Genomic DNA, 17,285 nt, shown 5'->3' with positions numbered 1-17,285 from the left:
TATGTGTAATTTTTTTTAAGAGAGTCCCAAAGGGACGATCTAACCTTCAGTAAAGGATTTTATCCTTATTCTTATCATTCTGCATCAAATTCAGTCCCAGATCTATTTTTCATTATATTCAACATCATGTTTTTTTGTGTTTTTGTTTTTAATGAGACTTGTTTCAATTTTTTGTTAAATCGTCCCTTTGGGATTCTTTCGAAATGAATTTTTTTATTTTTTCAAGGTCTTTATCTCCTGGTTTCAGTTCAAATTTTGAGTTGATATCGATAGCAAATGGCTGTTGGTTCAAAAGACAGATATTGTCAATGTTTTCCTCTGAAATTCCACCGCTCAGAAAATAGGGAAGTGGGATTTTGAATTCATTCAATAAGGTCCAGTCGAACTGTTTTCCGGTTCCTCCAAATGCTTTTCCGTCTGTGTCGAAGAGGAAATAATTGACCAATGAACGGTAAGAATTGAGCGTGCATTTTATTTTCTCCCGGGTTTCATCGTCATTGTTCCCAATTCTGATCACCTTTATAAGAGTAACGTCCGGCTGCAGTTTTTGTTTTAATTCAATCAGAAAATCTTCACTTTCATCGCCATGTAACTGAATGAATTTCAATCCCGCCTTTTCTGTGATATCCGTAATCTTCTCAATTCCTTCATTGACAAAAACCCCTGTTTTTCCCGGATGACCGATCTTCAAAATTTCCTCTAAACTCAATCTGTCCAGAACGTATCTTGGTGATTTTTCATAGAAGATGAAACCAAGAAAATCTGCTTTCATGGAGATCAGTTCCTGGATTTGGTCTGGTTTTGTCAAACCGCAGACCTTGAGTTTAGGTGGCAGATTGTAGTTTACTGGTTGCAGGTTCATGTTGATAAGGGTATTTACTGATTGGCACTTGTCCATTTACTTTCGTCTTTTTACAAATGATGGCTTCACTATTTCATTTTTGAATTTGTAAAGTAAATTCTTCAAATGCTTTCGTGGGGTTCTGATCTCTCATGAAATATTCTCCCATCAGAAATCCGTCAAATCCTTTTTCCTTTAAATATTTAAAATCATCGATATGATAAATGCCGCTTTCTGCTACAGATAAAACCTCTTTTGGAAGCTGGTCTTTTAAAAGAACCGAATGCTGAAGATCAACTTTGAAATCTTTTAAATTTCTATTATTAATCCCTACAAGGTCAATTCTAGTATTGAAATGCTTCAGTTCTTCTTCTGTATGGATTTCCAGCAGAACCTCCATATCCAAATCATGCGCCAATTCTGTGAATTCCTGAACCTGATCAGGAGAAAGGCAGGCTGCAATCAGTAAAACAGCATCTGCACCTATACTTTTAGCTTCATAAAACTGGTATTCATCTACCATAAAATCTTTTCTAAGAATCGGAATATTGATGTGCTTTCTTACATTCAGAATATCATCAAAACTTCCTCCAAAAAAATCACGGTCGGTAAGGATTGAAATTCCTGATGCCCCAAAATTTTCGTAGGCAGAAGCCACTTCCAAAGGCTGAACCCGATCATTGATAATCCCTTTTGAAGGAGATTGTCTTTTAAACTCAGCAATAATTCCGCTTTTATTTTTTAGAGATTCTTTCAGAGAAAAACTTTTTCTTCCAAAAAACTCAGAATTTTTTAGATTTTCAATTGAAATTTCTGCTTTTGAAATTGCAATCTCTTCTCTTTTTCTTTTAATAATTGTATCAAGTATTGTCATTTTTTTAAACTAGAAGTTAGATTGTAGACGTTAGAAATCAGAGGTGTTGGGAAATAGTTTAAATATCACAATATCAATTGTTTATCAATAATTCAAGGCTTCTTAATGCTTTTCCACTCTCAAGACTTTCTTTGGCTGCTAAAACACAATCTTCGTAGCTTCCGAATTTTTTGGTATGGAACAGAGCTGTTGAGGCATTGGCAAGAACTACAGAATTTTGCTGTAATGAGCCATTTCCTTCGAGAATATTTCTGAATATTTTTGCAGACTCCTGCGGGGTTTCGCCTCCTAGTATACTTTCCGGATTTACCGAGTCAAATCCAAGATCTTCTGCTGAATAAATCTCTTCCCCGATTTTCGTAATGATCTTGCTGTCCTGAGTAAGGCTTATTTCATCATATCCGTCCAAACCATGAACCAGAATAAACTCCCGTTCTTCTTTTTGCAGAAGGTATTGATAGATCCTTGCAATTTCCATGTTATAGACTCCTATGACCGAATATTTTGGTTTGGCAGGATTTACCAATGGGCCCAGAAGATTGAAAAATGTTCTCAACCCCAAAGCCTTCCTTAAGGCACCCACAGACTGAAGGGCAGGATGAAAATAGGGAGCATGCAGAAAACAGATGTTGGCTTTCTCAAGATCCTCATTCAATTGGTCTGAATTATTTTTGAACTGATACCCCAGTTCTTCCATGACATTTGATGATCCTGTAGTAGCAGATGCTCCGTAATTTCCGTGTTTGGCAACTTTCTGACCAGCTCCGGCAACTACAAAGCTTGCCAGTGTTGAGATATTGATGGTGTTTTTCCCATCCCCTCCGGTACCAACAATATCCAAGGTATCTTCAGAGTTAAGATGTACAGGAACCGCCATCTGTAATAGAGCTTCCCTGAAGCCTTCCAATTCTTTTAAAGTAATATTCCGCATCAGAAAGACACTGATGAAAGCAGTAACCTCGGCAGTATTAAATTTATTCTGAGCAATCTCGATCATCGTTGCTTTTGCCTCAGATTTGGACAAAGTGTGGTGATTGAACAGGTATTGTAGTATTTCTTTCATTTGTGGCGTTTTTATGGTTGTCGGGTAATCGTTTTCTATTGGTTTCATAACTGATGGTCAACAAATTGAATTAAAGCTTCGGTGCTCAACTGAAATTGAGTTTCTCTTAATCTTTCGCTTGCCAGCTTTATTTTAATTAAGCAAAAAATTTCTGATAATCACTTCTCCATCAGGAGTTAAAATGCTTTCCGGGTGAAACTGAACTCCGTGTACATCATAAGTTTTGTGTTGCAGGGCCATGATCATTCCGTCCTTATCCACCGCTGTGATTTCAAGCTCTTCCGGGAAACCTTCCGGATTAACTGCCCAGCTGTGATATCTTCCTACTTGCATTCCTGAAGTCAGATTTTTGAAAATTTTAGTGTTTTCTTTAACCAATTCAGCAGAAGTGGCTACACCATGGAAAATTTCTGAAAGATTGATCAGGTTTCCTCCGAAAGCTTCTGCAATAGCCTGTTGTCCGAGACATACGCCCAGAATACTTTTAGTAGGAGCATATTCTTTGATCAGTTCCAGTAATATTCCAGCTTCTTCTGGAATTCCAGGACCTGGAGAAAGGATAATTTTGTCATATTTCCCGATCTCTTCCAACGTGATCTGATCATTTCTTACGACATCTACTTTTTGATTTAAAATTCTTTCAATGATTTGAACCAGATTATATGTAAAGCTGTCGTAGTTATCAAAGACCAGAACTTTAAGTTGAATAGATGTTGATGGTTGGTTTATATTGTTGCTCATTTTTTGTTTTTTTAATTGTTGGATAGTAATTGTTAATTGATCAGTTATTACTTTTAACTCATCACTATTTTGCCTGCTTTGTCTACCGCTTTTTTCAGTGCATTCAATTTGTTATTCACTTCCTGTAATTCATTTTCAGGGATAGATTTTGCCACTAATCCTGCTCCCGCCTGATAATAAAGGGTATTGTTTCTGCTTAGAAAGGTACGGATCATAATCGCCTGGTTGCACGTTCCGTTTAATCCGATCATCCCGATACATCCGCCATAATACCCGCGGGAATCTTTTTCATATTGATCGATAAGTTGAAGAGCTTTGTGCTTAGGTGCACCGCTTAGAGTTCCCTGAGGAAAAGTTGCAGACACCATGTCAAGAGGATTGATGTTTTCCGGAAGGTCAGCGGTCACTTCACTTACCATATGAATGACGTGGGAAAAGAGTTGGATCTCTTTAAGTTTGGTAACGGTTACATTTTTGCCTAATTTTCCAAGATCATTTCTGGCAAGGTCTACCAACATCGTGTGTTCCGCATTTTCTTTTGGATCATTTTTTAATGCTTCAATCGATTCAAGGTCAGTTTCCAGATGCCCGGTTCTTTTGAATGTTCCTGCAATAGGGTGGATGATTGCTTTATGATCTTTAATAATTAACTGGCTTTCAGGACTTGATCCGAATAATTTGTAGTTCCCATAATCAAAAAAGAAAAGATAAGGGGAAGGATTGATATTTCTAAGCGCGCGGTACACATTGAATTCGTCTCCTTTGAATTTCTGTTCAAATCGTCTGCTTAGGACCAGTTGGAAAACATCACCCCGCATACAGTGTTTCTGAGCAGTTTTTACCAGCTCAATATATTCTTCATCTGTAAGATTAGAAGTTTCATCGCCTGTTTTCTCGAAAGGGTAGACCGGAGTGTTTTGATTTCTGATCAGATTTTCAAGCAGATAAAGTTCGGACTTTAAACCGGGGATTTGATTTTCAATAATATGCATTTCATCATTGTAATGATTAATAGCAATAACATATTGGTATAATCTGTAACGGAGAATAGGAATTTCTACTTCAGGACTCTGTGGTTTTAAATGGATGTTTTCAAAGAACTGTACCGCTTCAAAACTAGTGTATCCAAAAAGGCTCTGAGCCGTCTGTTCAATAGGATCGTGAGTAGTTTCACATTCGAAAACACTTTGGAAATCATCAAAAATATCAGCAATATTACGTTCTCCGATCAGTTGTTTCACAGGATCTGAACCCGGGAGCTTGATTTCAAACTCGCTAAGGTTCTTCACTTCAATTCCTGCAACGGCATTCACGGCAATAAATGAAAAGTTATTGTCAATATTTTTAGAATCTGAACTTTCCAAAAGAATCGTATCCCGGAATCTGTCTCTGATCTGAAGATAGATATTCATCGGAGTATAAAGGTCTCCCAATGTTTTTTTAGAATCTGTCTTTATTTTAATTTTTTGAATGGACATCTTACTTGTATTTTTTTGTTTTGGATTAAATAAAAAAAAGGCTTCAACGGAATCCGTCAAAGCCTATATATTGTGTATTTTAATTATTCTGCTCTATCTTTAGCAACATGAAAATACCTCCAGACCCGACGAAGAGTTTGAAAGCCACCACCAAATATTGTTGCTCATATTAAACATGGGACAAATGTAGAAATTTTTTTATTATTAAAACAAGAAAAATATAGAAAATTAAAAAACTTAAAACGAAAATCCGTTATTTAAGGTGTTTCAGCTCTGCTTTTAATTCTTTAATTTTTACTTTGTACTGTTCATTGTCATATTTTTTTACATAATCTTTAAGGGCGGCAATATATTCTTCAATAAATTCTTTATTCTTGAGATCTGCTTCATACTTAATTTTTGCAGAATTCACTGGAGCTAGTTTTTCATATTCTAATAAAATTTTCCCCTCTATAGATTGGTCATAAAGCATGACTATGTTTTTTTCATATCCGGGAATATATTTTACAGGAAGATCCTTTTGACTAGGGATTCTGATTGAATTTCTGATAGGGTAAATCGTCGCAGTAGTAGTGGAAAAAAAAGTTGTCGTGTATTTTCCATCCTGTTTCTTTACAATGGCTTCATAATCATGAATATACATGTTATTCAATGTGGAATTTGTTTCTACATCAGAAGTGATAATAGCGGTACTTTCAACGCCGTATTTGTTTAAAAACCAAGCGTTAAGGTATTGTCCTGCAAAACCATTCAGAATAGCTAAAGGGATGATAGGAGCAAGAAACCATGCTTTTTTGGTGACAAAAGAAAGCAGCCCGAAAAATATAAACAATAAGATCACCGTGTAAAAACCGTGATGGCTGGTGAAAAACAGAATTTTAGAGATGAAAATCATGGGAATCCGTAATTGTTTTTTACTAAATTAAACAATTTCAGCGGATAAAAACAGATTGAGCAAATGTAATCTGCTTATCGAAAATTTGTATTATAGTATTTTACTCCTTTTATTCCTACAAACAGCATCAACAGTCCGAATCCACCAAAAAATACAATCGCTAAATAATTATTGTCCCGATGTTCTTTATTGTAATTATTTAAAGATAAATATTCAGTGTTTTTGTTATGGATTTCTACAATGCCTATATTATCTTTGTATAAATAGTTTTCTGGGAACGGAATTTTTTCAGACTTTAATATCTTCCTTTTATACTCCTTATTTTCAATAAAAAGAACAATTGAATCACCTGATTTATTTTCATTCATGAATTCTTGGAGGTATGTTTGTTTTATGGCTATAGTGCCAATCATAAAATTGATTTCAGGATACTCATTTAATTTAATTGTTAAGCTTTTACTTCCTCTTCTTCCTTTATTGATTTCAGTTTCCTTTAAAATACCTTTGATTTCAGTTATGCTCTTTGTGCTTGGCAGTTTAAATAATGAATATTTAACTGAAAGAAACAGGAGTATAAAACTTAAAATGAACAAAACCAAAATAAGCCGCCTGTTTGATCGTTCGTCTATACTATTATTATTCATTTGTGAGCTGTTGAATAAACTAATTTAAAAAAAATGATGGGAAAATAAGTCTGTTTTTTAATTCAGATTTAAATTTTACAATATAGTCTCAACAGGAATATTACCAGTGCAGGAAAAATTTCTATTTGCACTATACTGTTTTAGATTAGTATGTTAGGATTATTAAGATATTGTTATTCAATTGTTTATTTGGTATTTTGTAAGGCCGGTATCTGAAAATAATATCTTTTATCGATAGTCCCGATGAGCTTTGGATGATTTTAATGTAGGGAAATATAATGAAGTGGGGAAATATCATTAATTCCAAAGTTTATTTTTTATATTTTTGTCTAAATTTTATAGAAAAAATAATGAGAAAAGTATTAGCAATTGCATTCATTGGAAGTTTATTAGTCGTAAACTGTTCTAAGAAACCAGATCATACATTACAGGATAGCAACACGATGCTTGAAGAGCCTGAAACTACCACTGTAGTAGACTCAACAGCGAAGAAAGCTGCTCCGGCTGCTGCAACAACTCCTGCACCAGCTACTCCTGAAGCGGCTAAAACAGATTCTACTGCAGCAAAAAAATAATGAAAAAACTCCTTTTGGCAGGAGCTGTGGGATTGTTAATCCTTTCCTGTTCTAAAAAAGAAAATACGGAGGCACAAGATGTACCCTCTGAAACATCCGCTGTTTCGGAACCGGTAAAGACTAATCTTTCAGGTGATCAGATCATTGAAACATTAGACTGTTCAGGGTGCCATGCCGTCAATGAGAGAATGATAGGACCTTCTTACAAAGAGATTGCAGAAAAATATTCTGATAAGGATATTGAAATGCTGGCCTCGAAGATTATAGAAGGCGGAAGCGGAGTTTGGGGAGGCGTTCCGATGGCTCCTCATCCACAGGTGTCTAAAGAAGATGCTAAAAAAATGGTAGAATATATTTTGAGTCAGAAAAAATAAATATGACTACTGAAAAATCAAGTCTGCACACAAGAAATCTGCATCGCAATCCCTATGATTTTGATCAGCTTATTTCTTGTGTGCCAGAACTGAAACACTATGTTTTTGTTAATGCTTACCAAACGGCTACCATTAATTTTAGCCTTCCGAAAGCGGTTAAGCTTCTTAATCAGGCATTACTCTTACATTTTTATAACATTAAAAACTGGGATATCCCCGAAGCCAATCTTTGTCCTCCTATTCCGGGACGCGCAGATTATGTGCACTATATTGCAGATCTTTTAACAGAACATCAGAATAAAATCCCTACCGGAGCTTCTATATCAGGTTTGGATATCGGAACAGGGGCAAATCTTGTATATCCTTTACTGGCTCAAAGATCTTATGGCTGGAAAATGCTGGGAACAGATATCAATCAGTCTTCTTTGGAAAATGCACAACGTATTTTAGATCACAATACGGATTTATTGCCTTTTATTCAATTAAAACAGCAGCCTGATCCCAATCATATCTTCAAAAATATTATTGAGGATGGAGACCGTTTTGCCTTTTCAATGTGTAATCCTCCTTTCCATGATTCCGAAGAATCTGCTCTGAAAGGAAACCTTAGAAAGACAAAGAATATTAATAAATCAAAGGCTAAAAAGCCTTTACTTAATTTTGGCGGGCAACGGTCTGAATTGTGGTGTGAAGGCGGTGAAATTGCTTTTATCACAAAAATGATTCAGGAAAGCGCACAGTACTCCTCACAGGTCCTTTGGTTTACCTGTTTAGTATCTAAAAAAGATAGCCTATACAAACTCACCACACTTTTAAAGAAAGTCAAAGCCTTAGAGATCAAAACCATTGATATGGCTCAGGGCCAAAAAGTAAGCAGAATGCTGGCATGGTCGTTTATTCCTCAACGGGACCTGAAAGATTGGCTTTAAAATTCAATGATGAATTAAAAAAAAATCACGGCGAAGCATATTCACAATTGACCATTCACTTTTAACCTGCTAAGAAATAGACCGCATAGCAAATTCCCAATTCACGTTTCATCCGGTAGTAATATCCGCTAAACCATTCACTGCGAAGCAAATTCACAAATCATCATTGACAAATCACCAAAAATGCCTAAATTTGTACGCTTTTAGAAAAATAAGAAATGCAATTATCAGAACAAGAAATCATTAGAAGAGAAAAGCTGAATAAGCTTACTGAAATGGGAATTAACGCATTCCCTGCGGAAGAGTATACCATTACAGATACTACAGAATCTATAAAACAGGATTTTTCTGAGAATAAACAGGTGAAGATCGCTGGTAGATTGATGTCCCGCAGAATTCAGGGAAAGGCTTCTTTTGCTGAATTGCAGGACTCTAAGGGTAAGATCCAGGTTTATTTCAATAGAGACGAGATCTGTCCTGGTGATGATAAAGAATTGTACAATGAAGTGTATAAGCACCTTTTGGACATCGGGGATATTATTGGTATTGAAGGAACTTTATTCACTACTCAGGTAGGAGAAATGACGATTTTAGTAAAGAACTTTACGCTTCTTACTAAAGCGCTTCGTCCGCTTCCTCAGGCTAAAACTGATGAAAATGGAGTAGTACACGACGGATTTACAGATCCTGAACTGAGATACAGACAGCGATATGTAGATTTAACGGTGAATCCGCAGGTGAAAGAGATCTTCGTAAAAAGAACAAAAATGTTCAATGCGATGAGAACTTTCTTCAATGATGCGGGATATTTTGAGGTAGAAACCCCTATTTTGCAATCGATTCCAGGAGGAGCGGCAGCAAAACCGTTTATCACACACCATAATGCTTTAGATATTCCATTATATTTAAGAATCGCTAACGAACTATATCTGAAAAGACTGATCGTTGGAGGTTTTGACGGAGTTTATGAGTTCTCTAAAAACTTCAGAAATGAAGGGATGGACAGAACCCACAATCCTGAATTTACAGCGATGGAGATTTATGTAGCGTACAAAGACTACAACTGGATGATGGATTTCACGGAAAAACTTCTTGAATTCTGTGCGAATCAGGTGAATGGAAGTTCAGAATCTACTTTTGGAGAACATACCATCAACTGGAAAGCGCCTTATCCAAGAGTTTCCATGACAGAAGCCATTCAAAAATATACAGGTTTCGATATCACCAGGAAAACTGAACAGGAACTGTTTGATTTTGCTAAATCTATCGGAATTGACGTGAACGAAACAATGGGGAAAGGAAAATTAATTGATGAGATCTTCGGTGAAAAGTGTGAAGGAAACTTCATCCAGCCGACATTCATTACAGATTATCCGATCGAAATGTCTCCATTGACAAAGAAACACAGGAGCAAGGAAGGCTTAACAGAGCGTTTTGAATTAATGGTTTGCGGAAAGGAGATTGCCAACGCATATTCCGAGTTAAATGACCCTATTGATCAGAGAGAACGTTTTGAATCCCAAATGGCTTTATCTGAAAGAGGAGATGACGAAGCAATGTTCATCGACCAGGATTTCTTAAGAGCATTGGAATACGGTATGCCTCCAACTTCCGGATTAGGAATCGGGATGGACAGACTGATCATGTTCCTTACAAACAATGCATCGATCCAGGAAGTTTTATTCTTCCCTCAGATGAGACCGGAAAAAACGGTTCCTCAGATTGAATTGGGTGAAGATGAAAAAGTAATCCTTGAGATCCTTAATTCTCAGGAAGAGCCATTTACATTAGCTGAAGTAAAAGAAAGAAGCCAGTTATCCGGTAAAAAATGGGATAAAGCATCAAAGACTTTGACTAAAAATAATTTGGTAAAAGTGGATAAGATTGAGGATGTCCTTATGATTAAACTGGCTTAAAATAAAAAATATTTTAAGTTTAGAAAAGTGAACGTAAGTTCGCTTTTTTTTGTTCCCAACATAAAGAATTAATCTATATTTGCATTCAAAAAAAAACACAAATTTTGATGAAAAAAATTACTACAACAGGCTTCGCCTTTTTTTGTGCATTATGTTCCGCACAAATTACTCTTACAAAAGATGTAAGTTTCGGGAATAACGGGACTGTACAATTAGGAACAACCGATATTTCCAGTTACCATTTGTCTCATTACAATGCGCCTATATTTCAAGGTAATAAACTGTTTGTTAATCAACCAATTTATGATGCTTCTGGAAGTTTGGTTGGTCGAAAATTTTACAGACTTAACCATAATGGGAGCTTAGATGCAACATTTGGAACTAACGGAGAGGTTACCGTCCCAACAACAAATTATAATTCTAATAACTTCTATGCAGACACGAATAAATTTTACTTAGATTCCGGAGAAAAATATTTTTCTAACGGATTGCAAGATACAGGATTTGGAAATGTTAATACTCCTTTAGCTAACAATGATTTATCGCACTATAAAATAGTTCTTCCAGATGGTAAAATAATTGCAAGAAATCCGCAAAATATAAAAAAATATTTATCAACAGGAGCTCCAGATACAACTTATGGAAATAATGGAGTTGTAGCTCTTGATTCATCATTAGAGTTCACTTTAAACAATCCTGGTGGTCTTAAATATTTTGATCAAAATTTTTTGTATGAAGTTGTGTTAGATGTTGATAATCTACCTGCATACATTAGAAAAATAAATATCACGACAGGTAATTTAGACTTGTCTTATGGGCAAAATGGGAATTCATATTTTTATGGCACTTTAACCTCTCCTATTTATTCTCTTGGAAGTGCATACGTGCCTCAAAGTAATGCCTTATTTATACATAATACCGACGGTACAATGAGTGGAGTTGGAATGGCTGGACAGCTTACTCGTACCAACGCTGCTGGTATTTTGGATACTAGTTTTGGTGTAAATGGAGTAATAAATTATCCTTCTTTTCATACATTTAATGGAGACGATTATATAGTTACAGTAAATGATCCTATATTATATCAAAATTATATTTTTATACTTTTTTCTAGTTTTGATAATGCAACTGGAGATCAAAAATTTGAACTTATGAGTTACGATTATTCAGGGAATCCAACTACAATTAATAATAATCTTCACCATATATTTCAAATTTTTTATAATACTAATAATTTTTATAAAAATTTGGTTTTAAAAGTTAAAGATAATTATTTATATGCCTTTGCTGAGAACAAGATTTCTAGATATATCATTTCCAATGCAACGCTTTCTACTTCAGAAAATATAGAAACAAAAGAATCGCTTCAGTTTATCAACCCTTTCCAAAACGAACTTAATTTCAACTCGAAAGAAAAAATAAAATCTATAGAGATTTACGACGAAACTGGACGTCTGGTTTTGGAAGGTAAAAATTCTACATTAGATACTTCTGCTTTAGAAAGGGGTGTTTACATGATTAAAATTACCATGCAATCCAACAAAGTAGTTTCTAAAAAAGGAATTAAAAATTAGGCAATAGGACATAGCTGTAAAAAATAAACCAATACAGAATCATTCTGTATTGGTTTATTTTTTATAATTGGATCGTTTATATCTTACGGTATCAAATACTCATTTTCTCTGCCTGCTAAACGAAGCCATCAGATAAAACAAAAACGGCAGAATAAACAGAGAACCAAGCATTAATGCCCATCCTAATGCATCAATTGTTTTTGGTGGCGCCCTATGTTCTAGTAATGAAAGATGTTGTCCATTTCCTAATAAAATAATATCAGGATTATGTTGATAGGTAGCTGCAACCAGGATCATTACCATCTGAAAGCCGGCCAGTGCTCTTACAGGAAGCAGTTTTCGCTGATGGAGGGCACGGAGAATCAATGCTAAAGCTACTGTCGCAAAGGAAATTGCCATGACCCCTAATGGTTTGGAAAATACCCACATCACAAGAGGAATGTCGGAGATATAAGCTGTAAAAAATACCAGCACCCCTGTGATCACTACAAAAACCATTGTCTGTCTCGATTTTTTGATCATCAATGTAAGGTCAGCTTTGTCACGGGTTTCTCTTAATGAAAAGATAGAGGCAAGGTAAGCGCATAGCGCCACAGTAAACAGTCCAACCGAAACACCAAACCAGTTTAACCAGCTGAAAATATATAAGTCTACAAATCCTACAGCATCAGGATTGATGGAATGAGAAACCGTAGCGGCTGCAATCAATCCTAAGAAAAATGGAGTAAGCAGGCTTGCGTAGTAAAATATCTGTGTGTACACGACCTGCATATTATCTTTTACGGCATCATAATGCCTAAATGTAAATGCGGTTCCTCTGGCAATAATGCCTAAAAGCATCAACACCAGGGGAATATGAAGGTAGGTGGACATTGTTGTGTAGATCTCCGGAAATCCCACAAAAAGAATTACGATCGCAATAATCAGCCACATATGATTAGCTTCCCATACAGGCGCTATCGATTCATACATAAGCTCCTGGGTTTTGTGACGCGCTTTTTTATGCGTGAAAAGTTCTACTATTCCGGCTCCGAAATCAGCGCCGCCCAGAATAATATACAGGCAGATAGAAAGCCATAGAAAACCTATAACAACGTAGATCATGATTTTTTGTTTTTATCGTTAAACTGAGCGTCTGTAGGATCGTAAAGTTTCGGTACCATCTGAATCTGTCTCCTTAGAAGAAAGATAATAATCAGTGATAATGACACGAAAATAGCGGTGAAAAAGTAAAAAGAGTACTGAATTCCTGGCATAGGCGTCACCGCATCAATTGTTCTCATGACTCCATAGATGATCCATGGTTGTCTTCCCACCTCGGTCACCGTCCATCCTGCTTCCAGGGCAATATATCCAAAAGGCGTTGCAATCAGAAAGGTTTTTAAAAGCCAGTTTTTATTCAGCCATTCCTTTTTGAAGAAGAAAGAATAGAGATAGATACTTCCAATACAGATCATCACAACCCCGAAGAAGATCATGATCTGGAAAGCATAATGAACAACCGCTACCGGAGGCCATTCGTCTCTTGGGAAATCATTTAATCCCTTGACTTCATGATTGAAATCGTTGCTCACTAAAAAGCTTAATACTTTTGGAATTTTAATGGCATATTTCACTTCTCCTTTTTCCTCATCAGGAATCCCTCCGATAATAAAAGGTGCTCCTTTCTCCGTTTCAAAGTGGGCTTCCATTGCGGCAAGTTTAATCGGCTGTCTCTCTGCAACAGATTTTGCAGCAACATCACCACTTAATGGTGCTCCAAACGCCCCGATTAAGGCAAATCCGGCCGCAATCCTGAACGCTTTCGTATGGAATTCCACATTCTTTTTCTTCATGATTAAAAAAGCGTGAACCCCTGCAACAACAAATCCTGTAGCGCAGAATGCCGCCACCGTCATATGAAGCGCCTGAGGAAACCAAGCATCGTTGAACATTGCTTTAATAGGATCTATATTGACATATTGTCCGTTGATATAATCAAATCCTGCAGGTGAATTCATCCACGCATTGGCAGCTACCACGAGAATACCCGAAGCCAGGCCGCTTAATCCCACAAGAAATCCGCAGAACCAATGGAACCATTTATTAAATTTATCCCAACCGTATAAAAAGAACCCGATGGCAATCGCTTCAATAAAAAATGCAGTTCCCTCTAAAGAAAACGGCATTCCGAAGATCGGTCCTGCATGTTTCATAAATCCCGGCCACAGAAGCCCAAGTTCGAACGAAAGCATCGTTCCTGAAACCGCACCGGTAGCAAAGAGGATCGCTACGCCTTTACTCCATGCCTTAGTAAGGCCTTTATATACTTCATTATTGGTTTTAAGATATTTCCAGTGGGCAAAGGCCATTAAGAAGGGCATTACCATTCCCACACAGGCGAAAATGATATGAAAGCCCAGCGACAGGGCCATCTGCGCGCGGGCTGCAATAAAATCATCCATATTATCAACTTTTGAGTAAATAAATTTAAGCATAAAATACGGATGTATAATATGATTTAATACAGTTGACGTTTAAGAAATAGATCATAACTTTAAACCTTTTTGTGTGTTAGAAGTTCTTTATTTCTACTTTGAAATGGATTATTTTTAATGTCTTGCTGCAAAGGATATTTTACTTAAAATAAAGGATGTTTTAGAATATAATTTATTTTGAAGAGGAGTTTTATTTTTCTGCCCTAAAACTTTATATTTGTTATTATGATTGACACAGATATGCAAAATAAAAAAATACATCAGGGACGAAATATCAAGCGTTTCAGAGAAATGCTCGGCATTAAGCAGGAAGCACTGGCTTTTGAACTTGGGGAGGACTGGAACCAGAAGAAGATTTCACTCCTTGAGCAGAAGGAAACTGTAGAAGCCGATATTGTAGCAAAAGTTGCGGGTATTCTCAAAGTTCCTGCTGAAGCTATTGAGAATTTTGATGAAGAGCAAGCAATCAGTATAATTTCAAATACAGCCTCTTTTGATAATTGTCAGCAACCAGCTTTTTTTAATTTTCAGCCTACATTCAATCCTATTGATAAAATTGTGGAATTATATGATGAAAAAATTGCTTTGTACGAAAGAATGCTGAAGGAGAAGGATGATATGTTCGGGAGACTTGAAAAATTGATCGAAAAGAAGTAAAGGTCACGATGATCATTTAAAATGATAAAAAATTGATCCTGAAAAACATAAAGTTCGTTGGTACAGGAACCATCAAAAATAGAGCAGGCCAAGGTCTGCTTTTTTATATTGAAAACAATCCTTTTTTGACATATTTTAACTTTCATAAGTCGAAAAAAATCACGATATTTGTAGGTCTTTGCATTAGGCAAAATTTATTAATTTTATATGAGTCAAAAACAATATACAGCTAGTAGTATCCAAGCCTTAGAAGGGATGGAACACGTTCGACTAAGACCATCAATGTACATTGGAGATGTAGGAGTAAGAGGTCTTCATCATTTGGTTTATGAAGTAGTAGATAACTCTATTGATGAGGCTTTGGCAGGGTATTGCGATACCATTCTGGTAACCATCCACGAAGGAGAAAGCATCTCTGTAAAAGATAACGGTAGAGGGATTCCTGTAGATTTTCACGAAAAAGAACAAAAATCGGCTCTAGAGGTTGTCATGACTAAAATTGGAGCAGGAGGAAAATTTGATAAAGATTCTTACAAAGTATCCGGAGGTCTTCACGGAGTGGGGGTATCGTGTGTGAACGCGCTTTCCACTTTATTGGTGGCTACAGTAAGCCTTAACGGTAAATTATATCAACAAAAATATTCAGAAGGTAAAGCCCTTGCAGATGTTGCGGAAATTGGAACTACCGACGAAAGAGGAACAGAAGTTTTCTTTCAGCCGGATGCTACCATTTTTCAGGAAACGGTTTATAACTATGATACGCTTGCCACCAGATTACGTGAACTGGCTTTCCTTAACAAAGGAATTACGATTACGCTAATTGATGAAAGAACGCCTAACGATGACGGATCATTCCCAACGGAAGTTTTCCATTCTGAAGGTGGTTTGAAGGAATTTGTTGAATTTATCGACGGAAACAGAGAATCGATCATGGAGAATGTAATCTTCATGGAAGCAGAAAGAGATGATATTCCGGTAGAAGTTGCCATGCGTTACAACACGTCATTCAGCGAGAACCTTCACTCTTATGTAAACAATATCAACACGCATGAAGGGGGAACTCACCTTGCGGGTTTCAGACGTGCTTTGACAAGAACATTGAAAAAGTATGCTGATGATTTAGGAATTCCACAAAAAGAAAAGGTAGAAATTACAGGAGATGACTTCCGTGAAGGATTAACAGCTGTGATTTCTGTAAAAGTAATGGAGCCTCAGTTTGAAGGACAGACCAAGACCAAATTAGGAAACTCTGAAGTTTCAGGGGCTGTAGATAAAATTGTAGGGGAAATGCTTTCTAATTTCTTAGAAGAAAACCCTAATGAAGCGAAAATTATTGTTCAAAAAGTAGTTTTAGCAGCAAAAGCAAGACAGGCAGCGAAGAAAGCCCGTGAAATGGTTCAGAGAAAATCTCCAATGGGAGGTTCCGGACTTCCGGGGAAACTATCTGACTGTTCATCCAAAGATCCGGCAGAATCTGAATTGTTCTTGGTAGAGGGAGATTCCGCAGGTGGTACGGCTAAGCAGGGTAGAGACAGACATTTCCAGGCTATTTTACCATTGAGAGGTAAAATTCTGAACGTTGAAAAATCAATGCTTCATAAAGTATATGACAACGAGGAAATTAAAAATATCTACACCGCTCTTGGAGTTTCTGTAGGAACTGAAGAAGACAGTAAGGCCCTGAATATGGCTAAACTGAGATATCATAAAGTAGTGATCATGACCGATGCCGATATTGACGGATCTCACATTTCGACTCTGATTCTTACGTTCTTCTTCAGATTTATGAAAGAACTTATTGAGAACGGATATATCTATATTGCTCAACCTCCTTTATATCTATTGAAGAAAGGAAACAAAAAAGTATATGCTTATAACGAAAAAGAGCGTGAAGAATTTACTTTAGAAATGGCTCCGGACGGAAAAGGAGTAGAGGTTCAGCGTTATAAGGGTCTTGGGGAAATGAATCCTGAACAGCTTTGGGAAACAACTCTAAATCCTGAACACAGAATCCTGAAACAGGTAACGATTGACAATGCCGTAGAGGCGGACAGTATATTCTCAATGTTGATGGGAGATGAGGTTCCACCAAGGAGAGAGTTTATCGAGAAAAATGCAAAATATGCTAAGATTGATGCATAATTGTTATTAAAAATATATTGAGAAAAGCTTCTATTTATTAGAAGCTTTTTTTTATATTTGGTGCAAACCAATAAAAAATAATACAAACAATCCCTTATGAAGGGG

16 protein-coding genes are annotated in these 17,285 nt (G+C 36.4%); 7 read left to right on the top strand and 9 right to left on the bottom strand.

Annotation, left to right across the window (positions count from 1 at the left end):
- Positions 1-163: 163 nt before the first annotated feature.
- The 7 genes from BUC06_RS15850 to BUC06_RS15820 all read right to left on the bottom strand — a co-directional run bounded on the left by BUC06_RS15850 (position 164) and on the right by BUC06_RS15820 (position 6,536).
- Complete coding sequence (locus BUC06_RS15850) at positions 164-862, bottom strand: phosphoribosylanthranilate isomerase (RefSeq protein WP_073335088.1); 699 nt, start codon at positions 860-862, stop codon at positions 164-166.
- Between the two features lie 73 nt (positions 863-935).
- Positions 936-1,715 (bottom strand): indole-3-glycerol phosphate synthase TrpC, encoded by a 780-nt coding sequence (gene trpC, locus BUC06_RS15845; protein WP_073334990.1) that lies wholly within the window; start codon positions 1,713-1,715, stop codon positions 936-938.
- Between the two features lie 73 nt (positions 1,716-1,788).
- The gene (gene trpD / locus BUC06_RS15840) at positions 1,789-2,778 is read right to left on the bottom strand and encodes an anthranilate phosphoribosyltransferase (RefSeq protein ID WP_073335087.1); all 990 of its coding nucleotides are present in this window, start codon (positions 2,776-2,778) and stop codon (positions 1,789-1,791) included.
- A 132-nt stretch (positions 2,779-2,910) separates the two neighbouring features.
- Positions 2,911-3,519, bottom strand: a complete 609-nt coding sequence (locus BUC06_RS15835) for an anthranilate synthase component II (protein WP_073334989.1) — start codon at positions 3,517-3,519, stop codon at positions 2,911-2,913.
- A 53-nt stretch (positions 3,520-3,572) separates the two neighbouring features.
- Complete coding sequence (locus tag BUC06_RS15830) at positions 3,573-4,997, bottom strand: anthranilate synthase component I family protein (RefSeq protein WP_073334988.1); 1,425 nt, start codon at positions 4,995-4,997, stop codon at positions 3,573-3,575.
- Between the two features lie 253 nt (positions 4,998-5,250).
- A complete protein-coding gene (locus BUC06_RS15825) occupies positions 5,251-5,892 on the bottom strand; it encodes a hypothetical protein (RefSeq protein ID WP_073334987.1) in 642 nt (213 codons plus the stop codon).
- A 74-nt stretch (positions 5,893-5,966) separates the two neighbouring features.
- Positions 5,967-6,536, bottom strand: a complete 570-nt coding sequence (locus BUC06_RS15820) for a hypothetical protein (protein WP_139263378.1) — start codon at positions 6,534-6,536, stop codon at positions 5,967-5,969.
- A 350-nt stretch (positions 6,537-6,886) separates the two neighbouring features.
- On the opposite strand from BUC06_RS15820, the gene BUC06_RS15815 reads away from it, so the two are divergent.
- The 5 genes from BUC06_RS15815 (at position 6,887) to BUC06_RS15795 (ending at position 11,904) form a co-directional block, all read left to right on the top strand.
- Positions 6,887-7,111, top strand: a complete 225-nt coding sequence (locus BUC06_RS15815; protein WP_073335086.1) for a hypothetical protein — start codon at positions 6,887-6,889, stop codon at positions 7,109-7,111.
- On the top strand, positions 7,111-7,485 hold the full coding sequence (locus BUC06_RS15810) for a c-type cytochrome (RefSeq protein ID WP_073334985.1): 375 nt from the start codon (positions 7,111-7,113) through the stop codon (positions 7,483-7,485). Before BUC06_RS15815 ends, BUC06_RS15810 begins: the two co-directional genes overlap by 1 nt.
- A gap of 2 nt (positions 7,486-7,487) precedes the next feature.
- Positions 7,488-8,414 carry a 23S rRNA (adenine(1618)-N(6))-methyltransferase RlmF gene (gene rlmF, locus BUC06_RS15805; RefSeq protein ID WP_073334984.1) on the top strand — a complete coding sequence of 309 codons (927 nt, stop codon included), beginning with the start codon at positions 7,488-7,490 and terminating at the stop codon, positions 8,412-8,414.
- Positions 8,415-8,632: 218 nt separating this feature from the next.
- Positions 8,633-10,330 carry a lysine--tRNA ligase gene (gene lysS / locus BUC06_RS15800; RefSeq protein ID WP_073334983.1) on the top strand — a complete coding sequence of 566 codons (1,698 nt, stop codon included), beginning with the start codon at positions 8,633-8,635 and terminating at the stop codon, positions 10,328-10,330.
- Between the two features lie 107 nt (positions 10,331-10,437).
- Positions 10,438-11,904 carry a T9SS type A sorting domain-containing protein gene (locus BUC06_RS15795; protein WP_073334982.1) on the top strand — a complete coding sequence of 489 codons (1,467 nt, stop codon included), beginning with the start codon at positions 10,438-10,440 and terminating at the stop codon, positions 11,902-11,904.
- 99 nt (positions 11,905-12,003) lie between these two features.
- Here the strand turns inward: BUC06_RS15795 and BUC06_RS15790 are convergent, their stop codons facing one another.
- Both BUC06_RS15790 and BUC06_RS15785 read right to left on the bottom strand, forming a co-directional pair.
- The gene (locus BUC06_RS15790) at positions 12,004-13,008 is read right to left on the bottom strand and encodes a cytochrome d ubiquinol oxidase subunit II (RefSeq protein ID WP_073334981.1); all 1,005 of its coding nucleotides are present in this window, start codon (positions 13,006-13,008) and stop codon (positions 12,004-12,006) included.
- Positions 13,005-14,348, bottom strand: coding sequence for a cytochrome ubiquinol oxidase subunit I (locus tag BUC06_RS15785; RefSeq protein WP_073335085.1), 1,344 nt, complete (start codon positions 14,346-14,348; stop codon positions 13,005-13,007). Before BUC06_RS15785 ends, BUC06_RS15790 begins: the two co-directional genes overlap by 4 nt.
- Before the next feature lie 258 nt (positions 14,349-14,606).
- On the opposite strand from BUC06_RS15785, the gene BUC06_RS15780 reads away from it, so the two are divergent.
- Entirely contained in the window at positions 14,607-15,038 is a 432-nt protein-coding gene (locus tag BUC06_RS15780; RefSeq protein WP_073334980.1) for a helix-turn-helix transcriptional regulator, read from the top strand.
- Between the two features lie 207 nt (positions 15,039-15,245).
- Positions 15,246-17,180 (top strand): DNA topoisomerase (ATP-hydrolyzing) subunit B, encoded by a 1,935-nt coding sequence (gene gyrB / locus BUC06_RS15775; RefSeq protein ID WP_073334979.1) that lies wholly within the window; start codon positions 15,246-15,248, stop codon positions 17,178-17,180.
- Positions 17,181-17,285 lie beyond the last annotated feature (105 nt).

Origin of the sequence: Chryseobacterium carnipullorum, assembly GCF_900142785.1 — a bacterium.
Classification (GTDB): Bacteria; Bacteroidota; Bacteroidia; order Flavobacteriales; family Weeksellaceae; genus Chryseobacterium; species Chryseobacterium carnipullorum.
Note: the sequence above shows the minus strand (reverse complement) of the source record. Positions and strands in the feature narration are given on the sequence as shown.